The sequence below is a fragment of the Falsibacillus pallidus genome (assembly GCF_050990905.1).
GTDB lineage: Bacteria > Bacillota > Bacilli > Bacillales > DSM-25281 > Falsibacillus > Falsibacillus pallidus_A.
The window spans coordinates 2,873,628-2,892,672 of the sequence record NZ_CP158866.1 but is presented as its reverse complement, the minus strand read 5'-3'; the positions used below and the strand labels follow the sequence as shown (position 1 = coordinate 2,892,672).

The 19,045-nt window shown below is 43.1% G+C and carries 20 protein-coding genes and 3 other annotated features; of the genes, 17 read left to right on the top strand and 3 right to left on the bottom strand.

Annotated features, from left to right (window positions below):
* Positions 1-78 precede the first annotated feature (78 nt).
* The 12 genes from ABTV07_RS15250 to ABTV07_RS15195 all read left to right on the top strand — a co-directional run bounded on the left by ABTV07_RS15250 (position 79) and on the right by ABTV07_RS15195 (position 10,629).
* The gene (locus ABTV07_RS15250) at positions 79-1,110 is read left to right on the top strand and encodes a glyceraldehyde-3-phosphate dehydrogenase (protein WP_433743580.1); all 1,032 of its coding nucleotides are present in this window, start codon (positions 79-81) and stop codon (positions 1,108-1,110) included.
* A 283-nt stretch (positions 1,111-1,393) separates the two neighbouring features.
* On the top strand, positions 1,394-1,768 hold the full coding sequence (speD, locus tag ABTV07_RS15245) for an adenosylmethionine decarboxylase (protein ID WP_114745108.1): 375 nt from the start codon (positions 1,394-1,396) through the stop codon (positions 1,766-1,768).
* 82 nt (positions 1,769-1,850) lie between these two features.
* Positions 1,851-2,237 carry a hypothetical protein gene (locus ABTV07_RS15240; protein ID WP_433743576.1) on the top strand — a complete coding sequence of 129 codons (387 nt, stop codon included), beginning with the start codon at positions 1,851-1,853 and terminating at the stop codon, positions 2,235-2,237.
* Positions 2,238-2,334: 97 nt separating this feature from the next.
* Positions 2,335-2,796 carry a transcriptional regulator NrdR gene (gene nrdR / locus ABTV07_RS15235; protein ID WP_433743574.1) on the top strand — a complete coding sequence of 154 codons (462 nt, stop codon included), beginning with the start codon at positions 2,335-2,337 and terminating at the stop codon, positions 2,794-2,796.
* Between the two features lie 143 nt (positions 2,797-2,939).
* Positions 2,940-4,331, top strand: a complete 1,392-nt coding sequence (locus ABTV07_RS15230; RefSeq protein ID WP_433743572.1) for a replication initiation and membrane attachment family protein — start codon at positions 2,940-2,942, stop codon at positions 4,329-4,331.
* Positions 4,332-4,343: 12 nt separating this feature from the next.
* Positions 4,344-5,276, top strand: coding sequence for a primosomal protein DnaI (gene dnaI / locus ABTV07_RS15225; RefSeq protein WP_433743569.1), 933 nt, complete (start codon positions 4,344-4,346; stop codon positions 5,274-5,276).
* A gap of 360 nt (positions 5,277-5,636) precedes the next feature.
* Positions 5,637-6,494, top strand: coding sequence for a putative sporulation protein YtxC (locus ABTV07_RS15220; RefSeq protein ID WP_433743566.1), 858 nt, complete (start codon positions 5,637-5,639; stop codon positions 6,492-6,494).
* A gap of 73 nt (positions 6,495-6,567) precedes the next feature.
* Positions 6,568-6,811, top strand: a binding site (T-box leader).
* A 52-nt stretch (positions 6,812-6,863) separates the two neighbouring features.
* Complete coding sequence (gene thrS / locus ABTV07_RS15215) at positions 6,864-8,795, top strand: threonine--tRNA ligase (RefSeq protein ID WP_433743563.1); 1,932 nt, start codon at positions 6,864-6,866, stop codon at positions 8,793-8,795.
* Positions 8,796-8,923: 128 nt separating this feature from the next.
* Positions 8,924-9,060: a sequence feature (ribosomal protein L20 leader region), on the top strand.
* 94 nt (positions 9,061-9,154) lie between these two features.
* The gene (gene infC / locus ABTV07_RS15210; RefSeq protein WP_433743560.1) at positions 9,155-9,658 is read left to right on the top strand and encodes a translation initiation factor IF-3; all 504 of its coding nucleotides are present in this window, start codon (positions 9,155-9,157) and stop codon (positions 9,656-9,658) included.
* A 21-nt stretch (positions 9,659-9,679) separates the two neighbouring features.
* The gene (rpmI, locus tag ABTV07_RS15205) at positions 9,680-9,880 is read left to right on the top strand and encodes a 50S ribosomal protein L35 (RefSeq protein ID WP_114745100.1); all 201 of its coding nucleotides are present in this window, start codon (positions 9,680-9,682) and stop codon (positions 9,878-9,880) included.
* Between the two features lie 28 nt (positions 9,881-9,908).
* Complete coding sequence (gene rplT, locus ABTV07_RS15200; RefSeq protein ID WP_433743557.1) at positions 9,909-10,268, top strand: 50S ribosomal protein L20; 360 nt, start codon at positions 9,909-9,911, stop codon at positions 10,266-10,268.
* Between the two features lie 82 nt (positions 10,269-10,350).
* A complete protein-coding gene (locus ABTV07_RS15195) occupies positions 10,351-10,629 on the top strand; it encodes a DUF1294 domain-containing protein (protein WP_433743554.1) in 279 nt (92 codons plus the stop codon).
* A 54-nt stretch (positions 10,630-10,683) separates the two neighbouring features.
* Here the strand turns inward: ABTV07_RS15195 and ABTV07_RS15190 are convergent, their stop codons facing one another.
* Positions 10,684-11,073: a sigma-w pathway protein ysdB gene (locus ABTV07_RS15190; protein WP_433743551.1), complete on the bottom strand. Its 390-nt coding sequence runs from the start codon at positions 11,071-11,073 to the stop codon at positions 10,684-10,686.
* Between the two features lie 97 nt (positions 11,074-11,170).
* On the opposite strand from ABTV07_RS15190, the gene ABTV07_RS15185 reads away from it, so the two are divergent.
* Together ABTV07_RS15185 and ABTV07_RS15180 are read left to right on the top strand one after the other, a co-directional pair.
* Positions 11,171-11,665: a dUTP diphosphatase gene (locus ABTV07_RS15185; protein WP_433743548.1), complete on the top strand. Its 495-nt coding sequence runs from the start codon at positions 11,171-11,173 to the stop codon at positions 11,663-11,665.
* Between the two features lie 77 nt (positions 11,666-11,742).
* Positions 11,743-12,828, top strand: coding sequence for a M42 family metallopeptidase (locus ABTV07_RS15180; RefSeq protein ID WP_433743545.1), 1,086 nt, complete (start codon positions 11,743-11,745; stop codon positions 12,826-12,828).
* Positions 12,829-12,896: 68 nt separating this feature from the next.
* Here the strand turns inward: ABTV07_RS15180 and sspI are convergent, their stop codons facing one another.
* Positions 12,897-13,103 (bottom strand): small acid-soluble spore protein SspI, encoded by a 207-nt coding sequence (gene sspI, locus ABTV07_RS15175; protein ID WP_433743543.1) that lies wholly within the window; start codon positions 13,101-13,103, stop codon positions 12,897-12,899.
* A 168-nt stretch (positions 13,104-13,271) separates the two neighbouring features.
* Here sspI and ABTV07_RS15170 point away from each other — a divergent pair, with 168 nt between their 5' ends.
* The 3 genes from ABTV07_RS15170 to pheT all read left to right on the top strand — a co-directional run bounded on the left by ABTV07_RS15170 (position 13,272) and on the right by pheT (position 17,854).
* Positions 13,272-14,027, top strand: a complete 756-nt coding sequence (locus ABTV07_RS15170; RefSeq protein ID WP_433743540.1) for a TrmH family RNA methyltransferase — start codon at positions 13,272-13,274, stop codon at positions 14,025-14,027.
* Between the two features lie 69 nt (positions 14,028-14,096).
* Positions 14,097-14,331, top strand: a binding site (T-box leader).
* 50 nt (positions 14,332-14,381) lie between these two features.
* Positions 14,382-15,422, top strand: a complete 1,041-nt coding sequence (gene pheS / locus ABTV07_RS15165) for a phenylalanine--tRNA ligase subunit alpha (protein WP_433743538.1) — start codon at positions 14,382-14,384, stop codon at positions 15,420-15,422.
* Between the two features lie 17 nt (positions 15,423-15,439).
* Positions 15,440-17,854 (top strand): phenylalanine--tRNA ligase subunit beta, encoded by a 2,415-nt coding sequence (pheT, locus tag ABTV07_RS15160; protein WP_433743535.1) that lies wholly within the window; start codon positions 15,440-15,442, stop codon positions 17,852-17,854.
* Between the two features lie 243 nt (positions 17,855-18,097).
* Here the strand turns inward: pheT and rnhC are convergent, their stop codons facing one another.
* A complete protein-coding gene (rnhC, locus tag ABTV07_RS15155) occupies positions 18,098-19,030 on the bottom strand; it encodes a ribonuclease HIII (protein WP_433743533.1) in 933 nt (310 codons plus the stop codon).
* Positions 19,031-19,045 lie beyond the last annotated feature (15 nt).

The window sequence follows — 19,045 nt, the reverse complement described above, 5'->3', positions numbered from 1 at the left end:
ATATTTCCTCGATTATGTTATACTAATCACAGTTAATTCGCTTAATAAGTATAACATTTATGTGGGAGGATCCTTATAATGAATGCAAATATCGCGATAAATGGTTTTGGACGTATAGGAAGAATGGTTTTCAGAAAAGCAATCTCAGAGGGCGGTTTAAACATTGCAGCGATCAATGCAAGCTATCCGGCTGAAACTCTTGCCCATCTGATTAAGTATGACACAAACCATGGAATATTTGATGGCGATGTGAGCCATGAAGATAATGCTTTAGTGGTAAATGGTAAGCGCATTCAATTAATCAATCAGAGAAATCCGGAAGAACTGCCTTGGAAAGAGCTTGGCATTGATATTGTCATTGAAGCCACAGGCAAGTTCAATTCCCGTGATAAAGCAGCGCTTCATTTGGAAGCCGGCGCAAAGAAAGTCATCCTTACAGCTCCCGGCAAAAATGAGGATGTCACAATTGTCATGGGAGTAAATGAAAGCGCATTAGATCTTTCGAAACATGACATCATTTCAAATGCGTCATGTACAACAAACTGTCTTGCACCTGTAGCAAAGATCCTCGATGAACAGTTTGGGATTGAAAATGGATTGATGACAACCGTGCACGCTTATACAAACGACCAAAAAAATATAGATAATCCACATAAGGATCTTCGCCGTGCCCGTGCCTGCGGACAATCAATCATCCCGACGACGACCGGTGCAGCAAAAGCGTTGGCTTTGGTTCTGCCGCATCTTAAAGGCAAGCTTCATGGAATGGCGCTTCGTGTGCCTACCCCAAATGTGTCTCTTGTCGATCTTGTTGTGGACCTGAAGCAGGAAGTAACGGTAGATGCAGTGAATGAAGCGTTCATGACGGCCGCAAATGGTTCCTTGAATGGCATCCTGCAATTCACTACTGAGCCATTGGTTTCCATCGACTTCAATACAAATCCTCACTCTGCCATCATCGACGGACTTTCCACAATGGTGATGGACGGAAAAAAAGTAAAAGTACTTGCCTGGTATGACAATGAATGGGGCTACTCATGCCGAGTAGTGGACCTTGCCAAGAAAGTTGCCAGTGAAATGAAGAAAACGGCAGAGCTTAAAGCAGTCTAAAGAGTTCCCCGGCTGAAAAATATTTAATGCATACCACAGTCCCTGTGACTGTGGTATTTTATTGGGTCCGAGCAAAAATAAGGCGCAAAAAAATAAAATATGTTATTGCAAAAAAAAATCAAACAAAGTATACTATTTTTCGTGAACTTCTTGAGTTGACTCAGGGAGGAATATAGCTACTTAAAGGGTTAGGACCTCTCTGGACTAACTTTCCCCCGTGGTAGTTAAAAGTTAAGTTGTTTTAATGATCGCAAAATAATTAAGTAAAAGGGGGAAACGATCAATGGAAACAATGGGTCGTCATGTAATATCTGAATTATGGGGTTGTGACTTCGAAAAGTTAAACAATGTAGAAATGATCGAGAAAACATTTGTTGATGCAGCACTTAAATCTGGTGCTGAAATCCGAGAAGTGGCTTTCCATAAATTTGCACCACAAGGCGTTAGCGGTGTAGTCATCATTTCTGAATCTCATTTAACAATTCACAGCTTTCCTGAACATGGTTATGCTAGTATTGATGTGTACACTTGCGGCGATTTAGATCCTAATATTGCTGCTGACTATATTGCAGAAGCGCTGGGTGCCCAAACTCGTGAGACAATCGAGTTGCCTCGTGGAATGGGTCCTGTACAAGTTAAACAATCACAGGCACTATAAGTGATTATCCAAGCTGGCTCCTTTGAGTCGGCTTTTTTTTATGGTAGAATATTTAAAAGATTTTCTTTATGGAGGAGAAACAGTGAGTTTTTTTGGGAGAGTACTGCAGCGTTTCCAACATCAATGTGAAACATCAGAGCATCATATCGATCCGTCTTTAGAGACGCATTATTACAGGACTTCATTTGACAAAGCCTATGAAGCTGTCGGACAGCTTTTTTCAAAAGATGTCTACGAGGCCGTTTCTCATTCGAAGGAACATGGGGAATGGGGGTTCATGAAAAAGGGGAGCCAGCCGTATTTCATCATAGCCTCAGTTGTGACGGTAAGGCCGTTCGAGACGGCAGTCGATTTTAAACTGACTTATGAAAAAACGAAGGTAACCGGCCCTTATCCTTCTATGAAAAATGAAATCATTTCATATTATCGGGAATTGGACAAGATGCTTCCTTATTTGGGCAAAAAGTGATTCGAAAATGGTTTCGGACCAGGTTGAATAAGCATCTTGCCTAAGTCCGCACTTTTTAATAAGATAAAAGTATCATGATAAAATCGGAGCTGATTGGATGAAATGCCCTTCATGCCACAACAATGGCACAAGAGTTGTTGATTCAAGACCCGCTGAAGACGGTCTTTCCATACGAAGAAGACGGGAATGTGAACTTTGTTCTTTTCGTTTTACTACATTTGAAAGAGTGGAAGAAACACCGCTCATTGTAGTGAAAAAAGAGGGGACGAGGGAAGAGTTCAGCAGGGATAAAATCCTTAGAGGCTTGATCAAGGCCTGTGAAAAACGTCCGGTTCGCCTGGAACAGCTCGAAGAAATCACATTCAGCATCGAAAAGGAACTAAGAAGCAATGGTGCTGCTGAAATTCAGTCAGACGACATCGGCGAAATGGTCATGGACCGGCTGGCTTCTGTGGATGAAGTCGCTTATGTGCGATTTGCGTCCGTATATCGCCAATTTAAGGATATCAATGTTTTTCTAGACGAACTAAAAGATTTAATTAAGAAAGAACGTTCTTGATTTCAGGGCTGACTCTTCACCGTGCATACCGGAATCTTCCAATGCGATCTGAAAATTTTAGAATTGGATGACATACTGGGGATTTGGACTGGTTTACGGAAGAGCCGTCCTTTTTCTTTTGTTTATAAGTGAGGATGGTGGGAATGAAACAATATTGGAATGAAATAAAGCCGGTGGATGCCTATCAGGCGGCTTCAAACGGAATGCTTCATGAATATGACAGGAAAGTCATTTCGTTTTTATATCAGCCGTTGATCGGCCCCATTTGCTACAGCCTTTATATGACCCTTTGGAATCAAGTCGAGGAAAATCGTTTATGGGCGATCGAAAGCAGCCACTATCACCTAATGAATCTCCTATCCTTGAATTTGCCTGATATCTATGAAGCACGATTGAAATTGGAAGGGATCGGGCTTTTGAAAGTCCTTGTAAAAGAAAATGGGGAAGACCGTTCATTTATATATGAGCTGCAGCCCCCGCTTTCCCCGGAAGCATTTTTTTCGGACGGCATGTTGAATGTCTACCTTTATCGAAAGTTGGGAAAGAATCATTTTCTTCGCTTGAAGCAGTTCTTCACCGATGATCGATTGGATGCTGCAGACTATAAGGATATCACTCGGGAATTCCAGGATGTTTTTTCATCAGGAAATCAGCAGCAATTCCTCGATGAAGAAGCTTTCGAGGACAGCCGTTTGGAGCAATCCAAACAGTATATCGGCAGGAAACCTGCGGAAACAGTGAACGCAAAGGATTATGAATTTGATTTCGATCTTTTGCTGGCGGGATTGCAGGAAGCTATCCTCCCTAAAAAAGCACTGACCAAAAAGGCAAGATCCGCCATAGAAAAACTCGCATTTCTATATAAGATCAATGCAGTTGACATGAAAAAAGTTGTGATCAGCGCGGTCACAAATGATCAGGAAATAGATATTGAACTGTTAAGAAAAGCGGCAAGAGATTGGTATCAGCTGGAGAATGGGGAGCAGCTGCCACAGCTGATTGATCGAATGCAGCCTGCCTTGCTTCAAAGTCCAAGCACAGATAAGCAAGAAAATCGCCTCATCCAATACTTTGAAAATACATCCCCACGCCAGCTGTTGACAGATATATCCAAAGGCGCCCAGCCATCAAAAGCAGATTTGTTGGCCGTGGAAGATGTCCTATTGAATCAAAATCTGCCTCCAGGCGTCGTGAATGTCCTCATACAATATGTCATGCTGAAGACGGATATGAAGCTTTCAAAAAGTTATATGGAGAAGATTGCATCCCATTGGGCAAGGAAGAATATAAAAACGGTCAAGGATGCCATGGACTTAGCCAAGAAGGAGCATAAACAGTATCAGGATTGGGCAAACGGCAAGAAAGAGACGACTGCGGTACGCCGCAAAAAACCAACCCGTACAGAGCAGCTGCCTGATTGGTTTAATGATTCTGCTGAAGAGAAAGAACAAACTTCGTCCCCGTCATCTGATGATAAGGATTTAGAAGCGAAGCGGCAGAGGCTGCAGAAACTGCAGGAAAAATATAAAAAGTAAGGAGGGGCGATCATGGAGAGAATCAATGATACGCTAAAGAGGCTTTCGGGCAGCAATGGCTTCAAGCAAAGATATGAGCAAATGAAAAAAGAAATCATGGAAAATAAAGAAGTCCAAGCTTTTTTTCATGCTCATTCGGATGTCATCAATAGTTCAGTGGTAGATAAAAGCATGATGAAGTTGTACGAATTCATTTCTCAATCCAAGCAATGCCGTGACTGTCCCAGCCTGTCAGAATGCAAAAACATGATGGAAGGATATGAGCCGCAGCTTGTATTGAATAGAAATGTGATTGACATTGAATATCACAAATGCCAAAAGAAACTCATCCGGGATGAGAAGCAGAAGACGGAAAAGCTTATTGGAAGCATCTATGTCCCTAAGGATATTTTAAATGCCTCCCTTGCTGATTATCAGCTTGATACTGCAGAAAGGGTTCATGCATTTGAACTTGCTGAAAAATTTGTCGCTCAATATGAGCGCGGCAAGAAAATGAAAGGACTATATTTCTACGGAAGTTTCGGAATTGGGAAATCGTATCTCCTTGGAGCGATTGCCAACGAATTGGCAGATAAGCATGTTCCTTCGCTCATTGTATATGTCCCGGAATTTTTCAGGGAAATCAAGCAGTCCCTTGGTAACCATACTGTCGATGAGAAACTGGATGCTGTAAAGAGGGCCCCAATACTAATGCTTGATGATATCGGGGCTGAGACGATGTCCAGCTGGATCAGAGATGAGGTACTCGGCTCCATACTTCAGTTCCGCATGCTCGAGAACCTGCCTACGTTCTTTACATCCAACTTCGATTTAAAGGGCCTCGAATATCATTTGACCTACTCCCAGCGCGGGGAAGAAGAGAAGCTGAAAGCAGCCCGCGTGATGGAAAGAATCAAGTACTTGGCAGAACCCGTCCTCGTCAACGGACCAAATCGAAGAAACTGATAAGTATTATTGAATGAAGGTGTCCCGATGCAATTTGGGGCGCCTGTTTTGTTTGAGGGAAAAATATTTATATTATGAAAGCGAATGTAACTGCTTTCTAGCTGTTGATTGGAGTGCAAGACGAAGACTCCGGTGGGAAAAGCGGGGTAGGCGAGACCCCGCAGGAGCGCAGCGACGAGGAGGCTTGCCGCCGCCCTCGGAAAGCGAAGTCTTGAACGGAAATCAACAGCGGTGTTTTAAATGGTTTTTTAGAAAAAGACATATTGCTTACTCTTTTTTCTTTCTCCTATTCAAAACTTCTAAACTGTCCAAGCTTCCCATATATATAAAGCAGGGATTTTGCATAGAGGGGGAATGGGAGTGGAATTCATTTTTAAACAATGGCAGGACGTCATGAAATTCCAGCAGTGCTTGGCAGAGCATGCAAAATCTTCATGGTATCATGAAACACTGTTCCAGAATGAAAAACATTTCATTTTAATGACTCATATAGATGAACTAGATTATGAACAGGCTAAACATATCATGAAGGAATTTTTGCTTTTCCAGAAGAGGGCGGATTGGGCAAGAGGGATCCTGGAAGATCAATTTTTTTACAGCGAAGAAGAAGAGCAGGCAGAAATCCTCGCCATCGTCCATGAGATGCTGAATGGAGAACGGGAAGAGTTGACCTCGTTGCTTGAGCCAATGGATGATGCTGGAGTCCTGGAAGAAGCACTTGCGTCAATATTTGATCAAAGCGAGGCTATTTCTTTCGATTCGTTCATTCGATTCCGGTTAAAAAAATACATGGAGCGAATGGTGCAATATGTGGAACTTGCCATTGATGAGTATAAAATGGAACAGGAATATCAGTCATTTACAAATATGCTGCGGGAGTATTTAGGGAAAAAAGATCCGAAAATCAACATGATCCATCTTCTGTTCAAACAAGAGCCCATCTTCTATACTGAACGATTCGAAATGATGAATCGGCAAGAAATCATGGCTATGCTGGATAAAAGGCTTTTGACCAATCATCCTGTCTATATTGACTCTTACACCCTTGCCCCGCTCCTTTCCATGGCTCCTAATACCATCTTCATTTATACGGATCATAAAGATCACGGCCTTATCCGAACCATCCAAAAAATATTTGAGGAAAGGATCTGCATCCTTTCGGAAAGGGAATTCTGGGAAGAGAAAAAATCGTTTGAAGAGAATGCCTCTGCTCAGTGAATATTAATTTATTCGCCTACTTGATTTTCTAAACATAACCATCTATAATTTTGTACATATTAACATTCAATACACAAAGGTTATGATGAGGATAAGGGTATTCTCTTACGGTTTACAGAGAGGGAAGGGTTGCTGGGAACTTCCTAACACGAATCGAATGCTTACCACCTCTGAACTTCAGCTCAGAACGATTGTATGCTAGTAAGAGCTGGCGGTATGACAGTCCGTTATCTGTATCTGGAGCCGTTTACCCTTTTTATCAGGGTGGATGGGAACTAGGGTGGAACCACGGGTAGCTAATACAACTCGTCCCTTTTTTAGGGACGGGTTTTTTGTGTTTTTAAGGATATTTACAAAGGAGTGGAAACAATGTCAGAACAAATGATGATTAAATTTCCTGATGGAGCGGAAAAGGAATTCCCAAAAGGCTCTTCGACTGAAGATATTGCGGCTTCCATCAGCCCTGGTTTAAAAAAGCAGGCATTGGCAGGTAAAGTGAATGGAGAGCTGTATGATCTCCGCCGCCCGATCCTTAGTGACGGATCGATTGAAATCATTACACCGAAAAGTCCGGAAGCGCTTGAAATCCTGCGCCACAGTACAGCACATTTAATGGCGCAGGCCATCAAACGTTTATATCCTGAAGTGAAATTGGGCATCGGCCCTGTCATTGAAGGTGGATTTTACTATGACATCGATCTTGATACTTCCATTACTCCGGAAGATCTTCCAAAGATCGAAAAAGAAATGAAGAAAATCGTCAGCGAAAATCTGGAAGTCGTTCGCAAAGAAGTCTCAAGGGATGAAGCGAAGAAATTGTATGAAGAAATCGGTGACGAATATAAATTGGAATTGTTGGATGCCATCCCTGAAGGGGAGAAAGTGACAATTTATGAGCAAGGCGAATTCTTTGACCTTTGCCGTGGTGTCCATGTTACTTCAACAAATAAAATCAAAGAATTTAAACTGCTAAGCATTGCAGGAGCCTATTGGAGAGGGAACAGCGACAACAAAATGCTTCAGCGCATCTACGGAACTGCTTTCTTCAATAAAGAAGGCCTTGAAGAGCATCTCCGTCTGCTGGAAGAAGCGAAAGAGCGCGATCACCGTAAACTTGGGAAAGAATTGAACCTGTTCACTAACTCCCAAAAAGTCGGCCAGGGGCTTCCGCTGTGGCTTCCGAAAGGCGCGACAATCCGCCGCATCATAGAACGATATATTGTCGATAAAGAAGAAAGACTGGGCTACGACCATGTATATACACCGATCATGGGAAGTGTGGATCTCTATAAAACAAGCGGACACTGGGACCATTATCAAGAAGACATGTTCCCGGTGATGGCAATGGATAATGAAGATCTCGTCCTTCGTCCGATGAACTGCCCTCACCATATGATGATTTATAAAAACGATATTCACAGCTACCGTGAATTGCCGATCCGCATTGCGGAACTAGGCCTCATGCACCGCTATGAGATGTCTGGTGCATTGGCGGGGCTTCAACGCGTACGCGGGATGACTTTGAATGATGCCCATATCTTTGTACGCCCAGATCAGATCAAAGAGGAATTCAAACGGGTGGTACAGCTTGTCCTTGAAGTTTATAAAGACTTTGGACTCGATGACTATTCCTTCCGCCTATCCTACAGAGATCCTGCGGATAAGGAAAAATATTTTGATGACGATGAAATGTGGGAACGCGCACAATTCATGTTGAAAGAAGCCATGGATGAACTTGGCATGGACTACTTTGAAGCAGAAGGGGAAGCGGCATTCTATGGTCCGAAATTGGATGTCCAGGTCCGCACTGCACTAGGGAAGGACGAAACGCTTTCTACTGTCCAGCTTGACTTCTTGCTGCCGGAACGTTTTGACCTTAATTATGTCGGCGAAGACGGCAAGCAGCACCGTCCGGTTGTCATCCACCGTGGAGTCGTTTCCACAATGGAGCGTTTTGTTGCATTCCTGATTGAAGAATATAAAGGGGCATTCCCGACATGGCTTGCTCCAACACAAGTACAGGTCATCCCGGTTTCTCCTGAAATCCATTTCGACTACGCGAAAGAAGTTCAGGAAAAATTAAGGGCTGCAGGACTTCGCGTGGAGCTGGATGAACGAAACGAAAAAATCGGCTACAAAATCAGGGAAGCTCAAATGCAGAAGATCCCGTACATGCTTGTTGTCGGAGATCAGGAAGTTGAAAATGAAGCTGTCAATGTCCGTAAATATGGCGAGCAAAAATCCGAAACAATGCCATTTGCTGACTTCCTGGATTCTGTTTTAAAAGAAGTAAAGCGTTAATTTTCAAAAAAACTATTGCGCGGTACACATTTGTCTGATAACATAAGTAACGTTGTGAAATGAAGCGATCATTTGACATAGAAATATGCTTATGATATAGTAACTAAGGTAAATTGAATACTAGTTTGTGGTAAAAGAAGAAGCACCCGCTTCTCGCCTGATTGACGCACATATGCAGTTGGCAGGTCGACTCAATGTAATTCTTACTCTATTCGTAATGACATGGTGCGGGGTTCTTCTACTAACCCCGCACTTTTTTTGTTTTTAACATACCTGTTCAATAAATGTGTCAAGACAATCTTGACCCAAACCACGTATTCGGTAATAAACCTTGGAGGTGGCTAATTATTAGCAAAGACATGATGGTAAACGAAGGCATCCGTGCCCGTGAACTTCGTCTCATTGACCAAAACGGCGAGCAATTAGGTATTAAATCAAAGAATGAAGCACTTGAAATTGCAGCACGCGTTAACTTAGACGTTGTATTGGTTGCTCCAAATGCTAAACCGCCGGTAGCCCGTATTATGGACTATGGGAAATATCGCTTTGAGCAGCAGAAGAAAGATAAAGAAGCCCGTAAAAATCAAAAGATCATCAATGTGAAGGAAGTTCGTTTGAGCCCTACCATTGAAGAACATGATTTCAATACAAAGCTTCGCAATGCACGCAAGTTCCTTGAAAAAGGAGACAAAGTGAAGGCGTCCATCCGATTTAAAGGCCGTGCAATCACGCACAAAGAAATCGGACAGCGCGTTTTGGATCGTTTCTCTGCAGCATGCGATGATGTAGCTACAGTTGAATCGAAGCCAAAAATGGACGGGCGCAGCATGTTCTTAGTATTAGCACCTAAAAACGAAAAGTAATGGATTGAGGAGGAATACACCATGCCAAAAATGAAAACTCACCGTGGTACAGCAAAGCGTTTTAAAAAGACTGGGTCTGGTAAATTAAAACGTTCCCACGCTTATACAAGCCACTTATTCGCTAACAAATCTACTAAGCAAAAACGTAAACTCCGCAAAGCGGCAGTTGTTTCTAAAGGCGATTTCAAACGCATTCGCCATATGCTAGACATGATCAAGTAATTTCTTTAAACATTAGGAGGGAAAAGATATGCCACGTGTAAAAGGCGGTACAGTTACTCGCAGACGTCGTAAAAAAGTTCTTAAATTAGCCAAAGGTTATTTTGGTTCTAAACATACATTATACAAAGTTGCTAACCAGCAAGTTATGAAATCCGGAAACTATGCTTTCCGCGATCGTCGCCAGAAAAAACGCGACTTCCGTAAACTTTGGATCACTCGTATCAATGCAGCTGCTCGCATGAACGGTCTTTCTTACAGCCGTTTAATGCACGGTTTGAAGCTTGCAGGCATCGAAGTGAACCGCAAAATGCTTGCTGACTTGGCAGTTGTAGATGCTAACGCATTCGCAGAACTTGCTAACCAAGCAAAAGCTAAACTTGACAAGTAATTGAAGCTTCAGCCATTCTCTTTTAATAAGGGGATGGCTTTTTTCTATATAATGAATTAATGAATGGAATCGGGGAGATTTTATGTTGGCGATCGTGATTATCTGTTATCTCATTTTTATCAATCTGTTCGGCTTGATCATTATGAAAGTGGATAAAGAAAGGGCGAAAAAGGGGAAGTATCGTATAAGGGAAAGCAGTCTGTGGAAGGCTGCCTTGTTTGGAGGTGCACTCGGGACGACTGCGGGAATGAACATGTTCAGGCATAAAACGAAGCATGCTCAATTTAAATGGGGATTCCCTTTGCTTGCAATAGTGGAAGCGGCGTTATATGTATGGGGGCTTTGGACTTGGCTTTCCTGATTTTATAAAAAAGGATTTCAATTAAGCAATAAATTGAAATCCTTCCTTTGTTCTTTATGAGCGGTGCTTTTCCATGAATTCTTTTATGGGGCTTTTCCAGTCGATTTTGGCGTGTGGATATGCCCCTGAGATCTCGCTTTCCAGGAATAAAAAGTCTTCGCTTTTCAAACCGGCAAGCTGATCTGGGTTTCGCGGCCAAACAAATATGGAAACGACATCAAAGGCATCTTCTGTCGTGCCTAAATATTTTTCACCCTCGAACAAAACACCTTTATAGGTAAGGAGGAAATTTTTCCTTACATTGCCCATATTGTCGTGAAAAAAATATTCCTTCTTTTCATGGGCAAGCTCAAGCTTCCTTTTTGGATCTGTGATAAATTTAAAAGCTTTGTACAATAAATAAAGAATAAGAGCAAAAATGACGAAGCGAAAAAGCCATAACATCAGATGAGGCCTCCTTTACCAATGATCATCCATCATTTACGATTAAGAAAGAAAAAAGTTTCACGTTTTTCAACGATTTTTGAAAGGATGTGCTGCTATGGATATTCAATCCTTATTCACAATGCAAAAAGAATTGGATGGATTTATTGAAAGGGAAAGAGGGCTTGAAGGTCAAGACCTTTTTCAGGAAAAGCTGCTGGCCCTATTAGTGGAGATTGGCGAGCTTGCAAATGAAACCAGATGCTTCAAGTTCTGGAGTTCAAAACCGGCTTCACCAAAAGATGCGATTCTCGAAGAGTTTGTAGATGGAGTCCATTTTATCCTGTCTCTTGGCATCATCAAAGGCTATGATTCCAAAAAGTTATCCGTTGATGTTTCAGACACCCATGGCAACGATCCTGTAAAGGCGTTCCTGTCTATTTACAGCTCTGTAGATGAATTTGCAAAGAATAAAGATTTTCCTAACTACCATAGCCTTCTTAATTCCTACTTTTCATTGGGTAATACACTGGGCTTCACCCCTATGGAAGTGGAGGCAGCCTATAAGAAGAAAAATGAAATTAATTTCACGCGCCAGCATGAGGGATATTAAATGGCTGAATTTTTGTACTTTTTAAAGCAGTTTAGTATAATGACACTAGGTTCAGATATAAAAATGGGGGGATAAGAATGACAAAATTAGATTCTACATTGGAAATGCTGAAAGAATTAACAGATGCAAAAGGAATCCCTGGCAATGAGAGAGAACCAAGGGAAGTCATGAAAAAATACATAGAGCCATTTGCTGATGAAATTCTTACAGATGGATTGGGCAGTTTGATCGCGAAAAAGTCAGGGGATGAAAACGGCCCTAAAATTATGGTTTCCGGCCATCTTGACGAAGTCGGTTTCATGGTGACACAAATCGATGATAAAGGATTTCTTCGCTTTCAGCCTGTAGGTGGATGGTGGTCTCAAGTCATGCTTGCACAACGTGTGACGATTGTGACCAATAAAGGGGATGTAACCGGTGTCATCGGTTCCAAACCTCCGCATATCCTTCCTGCAGAAGCAAGAAGGAAACCAGTTGAAATCAAGGATATGTTCATTGATATCGGTGCACAAAGCAAGGAAGAAGCAGCGGAGTGGGGTGTACGCCCAGGCGACATGGTCGTTCCATATTTTGAATTCACTGTCATGAACAATGAGAAGATGCTTCTTGCTAAAGCATGGGATAACCGCATCGGCTGTGCCATCGCCATCGATGTTTTGAAGAACCTGAAAGATGCAGATCATGCAAACGTAGTCTATGGTGTAGGAAGCGTACAGGAAGAGGTCGGCCTTCGCGGCGCTAAGACAGCAGCTGCTGTCATCAAGCCGGATATCGCTTTTGCTGTAGATGTGGGCATCGCTGGTGATACACCAGGGATTTCTGAAAAAGAAGCAATGAGCAAAATGGGCAAAGGTCCTCAGATCATCCTATATGATGCTTCCATGGTATCCCACAAAGGACTTCGTGATTTCGTAGTCAATGTGGCAGAAGAGCACAGCATCCCATATCAGTTCGACGCCATCCCAGGCGGTGGAACAGATGCAGGCTCCATCCATGTAACGGTCAATGGTGTTCCATCCCTTGCCATTACGATTGCTACAAGATACATCCATTCTCATGCAGCGATGCTTCACAGAGATGACTATGAGAATGCAGTCAAACTAATCACCGAAGTCATCAAAAAGCTTGATAAGGACACAGTCCATAACATTAAATTTGAATAGAATCATTAAAATGAAAAAGGAAAGCCGCGTATTGGGCTTTCCTTTTTCGTTAAGTTTGTTCTGCCGGATTATTTGAGGCCTTCTTCCAATGTTTCCAGAATCATGGCTTTTTCGTTTTCGTCAGCATGCTGCCAGAAAACTTCGAACAGGACGCCAAGGCCGGGAAGCATTTTTTCTTCGCCGCTTTGAATGGCATCAACGATAGTATCTTTCAGCTGATCCTGATTATTGCCAGAAACGTTGTGGATGATGGCATTCCGCAAATTTAAGCCCATGAACAATGCACCTCGCTATTTGGTATAAATGAACCGTTCACCCTTATTGATTTCTTCTGCTAGTGAACGCTCCTATATTTAGCATTTCTCGAATTGGTTTTATTATGTATGGAACATACGGTATAATGGACTATCGGTAATTAGAGAAAAGTGAGAGGTGCGACACACTTGAATTATATACAATCATCCAAAAATCCACAGATCAAACAATGGAAAAAGCTGCTGACCAAAAAAGAACGCTCGAAAACGGGGCAGTACATAATAGAAGGGTTTCACCTGGTAGAAGAAGCCCTCAAACAGCCGGGGACTGTAGTGGAACTGATGGCACTCCAAGACATTGAAATTCCGAATTCCTGGGATCTCAATGATATATCCATCACCTATTTATCGGAAGATGCTGCCAAAGCGATTTCAGATACAGAAACTCCTCAAGGAATTTTTGCCGTATGCCTCGAACCAAAGAATCATGTGAATGTATCGGGTGTGAAAAAAGTATTGATGATTGATTCCGTACAGGATCCCGGCAATCTCGGGACCATGATCCGGACTGCAGATGCGGCAGGACTCGATTTGGTCATACTTGGTGAAGGAAGTGCTGATCTATATAATCCTAAAGTTCTTCGTTCGGCTCAAGGAAGCCACTTTCATTTAAATGTAGCAAGGGGAAGCATTGCTGATTGGATTGCTGATCTTTCAGGCCATGGACTGCCTGTCTACGGTACATCCCTTGAGAATGGGGAGCCATTCAGCCAAGTTTCGCCAAACGGCACTTTTGCCTTAATTGTCGGAAATGAAGGGAGCGGTGTTTCAAAGGAACTGTTAGAGAAGACGGATAAGAATCTTTACATCCCTATTTACGGTCAAAGCGAGTCATTGAATGTAGCTGTTGCTGCAGGCATTCTCATGTATTATTTAAGAGGATGAGCCCGTTTTTGGAAAAAGGTTTGAAATGCCGCATTGAAAGTAATATAATAAAAAAATAATTGCATATTCAAAAGAACGATGACGGAGAAAAGTAGCTGGAAAACTGCCATTCAGGAAGGAATTGCCGAGACTGAGAGTAATTCCATGGAAAGACCAGGCGAAGTTCACCTCCCGAGTCAGCACCGGGACCGCTTTAGAGTGTAAAGGTGCTGCGGCCTAGACCGTTATTTCAATGAAGATAGCAGGTTTTTTGTTTTTACCTGCTAACAAGGGTGGTACCGCGATACATATCCTCGTCCCTTTTTTAGGGGCGGGGTTTTTTTATTTTCATTTTTACCTTAAGGAGGAAGTAAGATGGAGCAAAAATTGTTAGAGCTTCAAAATGAGGCAATCAGCCAAATTGAGAATGCTGAGGATTTAAAATCCCTTAATGACATAAGAGTCGCTTATCTTGGGAAGAAAGGACCAATCACGGAAGTACTTCGCGGAATGGGGAAGCTGTCTGCTGAAGAACGTCCGAAAATGGGGGCGCTCGCCAATGATGTCAGAAGCGCAATCCAAGAAAAACTGGATGAGAAATTAATAAGGCTTGAGCAGGAGGCTGTATCGAAACAGCTGGAATCAGAAACAATCGATGTAACCCTTCCAGGCAGACCTGTAAAACAAGGCAACCATCATCCTTTGACACGAATCGTTGAAGAAATCGAAGATCTTTTCATTGGAATGGGATATCAGGTCGCAGAAGGTCCTGAAGTAGAACAGGACTACTACAATTTTGAAGCGCTGAATCTGCCGAAAGGACATCCGGCGCGCGACATGCAGGATTCCTTCTATATCACGGAAGATACTCTCCTCCGCACACATACTTCCCCCGTGCAGGCGAGAACGATGGAGAAGCATCAGGGGAAAGGTCCAGTCAAAATCATCTGCCCTGGAAAGGTTTATAGAAGGGATAGTGATGATGCAACCCACTCCCACCAATTTATGCAAATTGAGGGGCTTGTCATTGATGAAAAAATTACAATGGCAGATTTAAAGGGAACATTGGAAGTGTTTGCAAAGAAAATGTTCGGAAGCGATCGGGAAATCAGATTGCGCCCAAGCTTCTTCCCATTCACGGAGCCATCTGTTGAAATGGATATCTCCTGCAAAATCTGCGGTGGAAAAGGCTGCAGTGTTTGTAAGGGAACTGGCTGGATTGAAATATTGGGAGCTGGGATGGTTCATCCCAACGTCCTTGAAATGGCAGGATTCGATTCCAAGAAATACACTGGCTTTGCATTTGGAATGGGGCCGGAGCGAATCGCCATGCTGAAATATGGCATCGATGATATCCGCCATTTCTATACAAACGATATCCGATTCTTGAAGCAGTTTGCAAAATATGAGGCGTAAGGGAAGGAGAGCAGAAAATGTTTGTTTCTTATAAATGGTTAGAGGAATATGTAGATTTAAATGGAGTGACAGCTGAACAGCTCGCAGATAAAATCACAAGAAGCGGGATTGAGGTCGAAGGCGTAGAGATGGCTGCAGAAGGCGTGAAAGGTGTTGTCGTTGGCCACGTCCTTGAATGCGAACCTCATCCAGAGGCTGATAAATTGAATAAGTGCCTGGTTGATGTCGGAGAGGAAGAACCCGTGCAAATCATCTGTGGTGCTCCCAATGTGGCAAAAGGACAAAAAGTGGCAGTGGCAAAAGTGGGTGCTGTCCTCCCCGGGAACTTTAAAATCAAAAAGGCAAAGCTCCGCGGTGAAGAATCATTCGGGATGATCTGCTCCCTTCAGGAACTCGGAGTGGAAGGAAAGCTTGTCCCTAAGGAATATGCAGAAGGGATCTTCGTATTCCCGAATTCAGCAGAAGCTGGAGAGGATGCTCTCTCATTACTGAACTTGGATGATGAAGTCCTGGAGCTTGGATTGACCCCTAACCGTTCAGACTGCTTAAGCATGCTTGGTGTTGCATATGAGGTTGCAGCCATCCTAGGTAGTGATGTCAAACTTCCTCAAGTGGAAAATCGAGCTGCGTCTGAGCAGACATCTGACTACATCTCGGTAAATGTAGAAGCGAAGGAAGACAATCCGCTTTATATTGCCAAAGTCATTAAAAATGTAAAAATCGGTCCGTCTCCATTATGGATGCAGACACGTTTGATGTCTGCAGGCATCCGTCCGCATAATAATGTAGTGGATATCACGAATTATGTGCTTCTTGAATATGGCCAGCCTCTTCATGCATTTGACTATGACCGCTTAGGTTCAAAAGAAATCGTGGTCAGGAAAGCAAAGCAGGATGAAGTCATTGTGACTTTAGATGATGCAGAACGTACATTATCTTCTGATCAGCTTGTCATCACGAATGGCAAAGAGCCTGTCGCTTTAGCAGGCGTCATGGGCGGAGCAAACTCCGAAGTGCAGCAGGATACGACGACTGTTCTTTTAGAGTCTGCTTATTTTGACGGCCAGGCAGTCCGTCAAGCTTCCAAGGCGCATGGACTTAGAAGTGAGGCAAGTGCCCGCTTTGAAAAAGGAGTCGATCCCAAACGTGTAATGAAAGCTGCCGAAAGAGCTGCTGAATTAATGGTGAAATATGCAGGCGGAGAAGTCCTGGCAGGAGAAGTGATTTCAGATTCCATGGATGCAGCCGAGGCAGTCGTAACGATTACGCTGGAGAAAATAAACCGCGTCCTTGGCACGGATATTACGAAAGAAGAAGTGCTTTCAATCTTCAAGCGTCTTCAATTTAAAGCATCTGTTGAAGGGGACACCTTTACTGTAACGGTTCCGACACGTCGGGGAGATATTACGATTCCGGAAGATCTAGTAGAAGAAGTCGCTCGTTTATACGGCTATGACAACCTTCCAAAAACACTTCCGACGGGTTCATCCTTGCCAGGCGGATTGACTCCATACCAAAGCAAGAGAAGAATTACGAGAAGGTTCTTTGAAGGAGCAGGACTTAATCAGGCAGTGACCTATTCACTCACAAGTGCTGAAAAAGCAGTCCAATATGCATTGGATGTCCGCACTCCAGTCAAGCTTTCCATGCCGATGAGTGAAGAAAGAAGCTATCTTCGCCTCAGCATCCTTCCTCAATTGCTTGAAGTGGTTTCCTACAACCTTGCACGCCAGGCAGATTCGATTGCATTGTTCGAACTTGGTGCAACGTTCTTAAGCAATGGAGATGGAGAACTGCCAGCTGAAGAAGAGCATATTGCCGGTGCTTTGACTGGCCAATGGCATATGCATCAATGGCAGGGTGAGAAAAAGCCGGTGGATTTCTATGTGGCTAAAGGGATTCTGGAAGGCCTCTTTGAAAAATTGGCAGTGAATGAATCCATCTCCTATCGTGCTGCAGCAATCGAAGGAATGCATCCTGGCCGTACGGCAGAAGTGCTATTAAATGGAGAAGTGATCGGATATGTCGGCCAGGTTCACCCGCATGTACAGAAGAACTTGGATTTGAAAGAAACGTACGTATTTGAACTGAAAGCTGCTCCATTATTCAATGCGGAACTTGAACCGCTTCAATATGAAGCTATCCCTCGTTTCCCTTCCATTACAAGGGATATTGCCCTTGTTGTAGACAAATCAGTAGGAGCTGGGGAGATCAAAGAGGTGATTCTGTCAGCAGGAGGCAGACTTCTTAAGGATGTTCATATCTTTGACCTTTATGAAGGTGAGCATATGGAGCCTGGGAAGAAATCCGTTGCTTATTCACTAAGATATTTTGATCCGGAGAAGACGTTGACGGATGATGAGGTAGTGAAGGCACATGACAAAGTTCTTGCAGCAGTAAAAGAAAAGACTGGTGCACAACTAAGAGGATAATGTGAATAAACGAAAAAAGAGGATGCTCAAAAATTACCTTTGAGCATCCTCTTTTCATTATTTTATCTAATTTAAACTGGTTATAGAGAAAGATTGAGAGGGAATCCACTCCCTTTCCGCGGACGAACTGGCAAGCCTCCTCGCTTTGCTGAGGGGTCTTTCCAGCCCGTTTTTCCGCCGGAGTGTCGCAGATTCCCTCTCAATCACAACAATCCCATCCCAGTCGTTACTCACTTTTATCAATCATTTCTTTCCCGCTATTTTCATTGCCTTTTGTGTATTGGCGAAGTGCAGTTTTGTGAATTCTTCAAGTGCTGCTTCTCCTTTTGAAAGGATCAGTCTTGCTGCTGCTTTGTCCACGATGGGGCCAGCGCCTTTTGGTATGGTGAATCCGGCTTTTTCACTTAGGGTATCCATGGCTTTTAAAAAGGCGTAGCGTGCAATGATGGAGGCTGCTGCTACAGCAATGTGGATGCTTTCGCCTTTTGTACTGAAGTAGACACGGTCCCGAATAATTCTTTTTTGTCCCTGAATATGTTTATAGTAGGTATTGGCTTCAGTGAATTGGTCGATCAAGATCGCTTCCGGCACAGTCGGCTCAATTTTCTCCAGCAGGTTTTGAATGGCATGATTATGCAGGATGGCTTTGATCTTGCCCTGGCTCATTCCCTTCCTTTGCCATTGGTTATATTTTTTATTTGGCAGCGTCAATAAACTGTAAGGAATGAATTTCAGCAAGGTCTTTGCTATTTCAATGATTTGGGGGTCGCTCAAATTTTTTGAATCTTTGACACCGAGTTCTTTTAAAAGAGGGATCTGAGACCGTTCAACATACGCGCTCACGACGGTAATCGGCCCGAAATAATCGCCTGTGCCGACTTCATCAGAACCGATGAGTGAAAGGTCTGAGATGTTATCAGGGAGTGCCATGCCTGACGTTTTTGTTTTAAGGGATTTAGGTTTTGCGGGTGCAGCTGTCCCCCATTTCAACGATTCTGCTTCTCCATTGGCTCCTTGGAATAATACTTTTCCGGATTTATATGCCGTTATGGTACATCCATTGATTTTAGCAGAAAACACTCCTCCCTGAGGGACTTTTTCCACCAAAGCCGTTTTATAATGATCTTTCATTTTTAAAATCGTTTCAGCTGTTGCTGAAATGACTGCATTTGCCAAAATAGTTCACGCTCC

Excerpts from the sequence above, each read along its gene's own strand:
- speD (WP_114745108.1), top strand. The coding sequence starts at position 1,394 with ATGGAAACAATGGGTCGTCATGTAATATCTGAATTATGGGGTTGTGAC.
- ABTV07_RS15230 (WP_433743572.1), top strand. The coding sequence starts at position 2,940 with ATGAAACAATATTGGAATGAAATAAAGCCGGTGGATGCCTATCAGGCG.
- ABTV07_RS15250 (WP_433743580.1), top strand. The coding sequence starts at position 79 with ATGAATGCAAATATCGCGATAAATGGTTTTGGACGTATAGGAAGAATG.
- ABTV07_RS15185 (WP_433743548.1), top strand. The coding sequence starts at position 11,171 with ATGGATATTCAATCCTTATTCACAATGCAAAAAGAATTGGATGGATTT.
- ABTV07_RS15195 (WP_433743554.1), top strand. The coding sequence starts at position 10,351 with ATGTTGGCGATCGTGATTATCTGTTATCTCATTTTTATCAATCTGTTC.
- dnaI (WP_433743569.1), top strand. The coding sequence starts at position 4,344 with ATGGAGAGAATCAATGATACGCTAAAGAGGCTTTCGGGCAGCAATGGC.
- ABTV07_RS15180 (WP_433743545.1), top strand. The coding sequence starts at position 11,743 with ATGACAAAATTAGATTCTACATTGGAAATGCTGAAAGAATTAACAGAT.
- rpmI (WP_114745100.1), top strand. The coding sequence starts at position 9,680 with ATGCCAAAAATGAAAACTCACCGTGGTACAGCAAAGCGTTTTAAAAAG.
- pheS (WP_433743538.1), top strand. The coding sequence starts at position 14,382 with ATGGAGCAAAAATTGTTAGAGCTTCAAAATGAGGCAATCAGCCAAATT.
- rplT (WP_433743557.1), top strand. The coding sequence starts at position 9,909 with ATGCCACGTGTAAAAGGCGGTACAGTTACTCGCAGACGTCGTAAAAAA.
- infC (WP_433743560.1), top strand. The coding sequence starts at position 9,155 with ATGATGGTAAACGAAGGCATCCGTGCCCGTGAACTTCGTCTCATTGAC.
- pheT (WP_433743535.1), top strand. The coding sequence starts at position 15,440 with ATGTTTGTTTCTTATAAATGGTTAGAGGAATATGTAGATTTAAATGGA.
- nrdR (WP_433743574.1), top strand. The coding sequence starts at position 2,335 with ATGAAATGCCCTTCATGCCACAACAATGGCACAAGAGTTGTTGATTCA.
- sspI (WP_433743543.1), bottom strand. The coding sequence starts at position 13,103 with ATGGGCTTAAATTTGCGGAATGCCATCATCCACAACGTTTCTGGCAAT.
- ABTV07_RS15190 (WP_433743551.1), bottom strand. The coding sequence starts at position 11,073 with ATGTTATGGCTTTTTCGCTTCGTCATTTTTGCTCTTATTCTTTATTTA.
- thrS (WP_433743563.1), top strand. The coding sequence starts at position 6,864 with ATGTCAGAACAAATGATGATTAAATTTCCTGATGGAGCGGAAAAGGAA.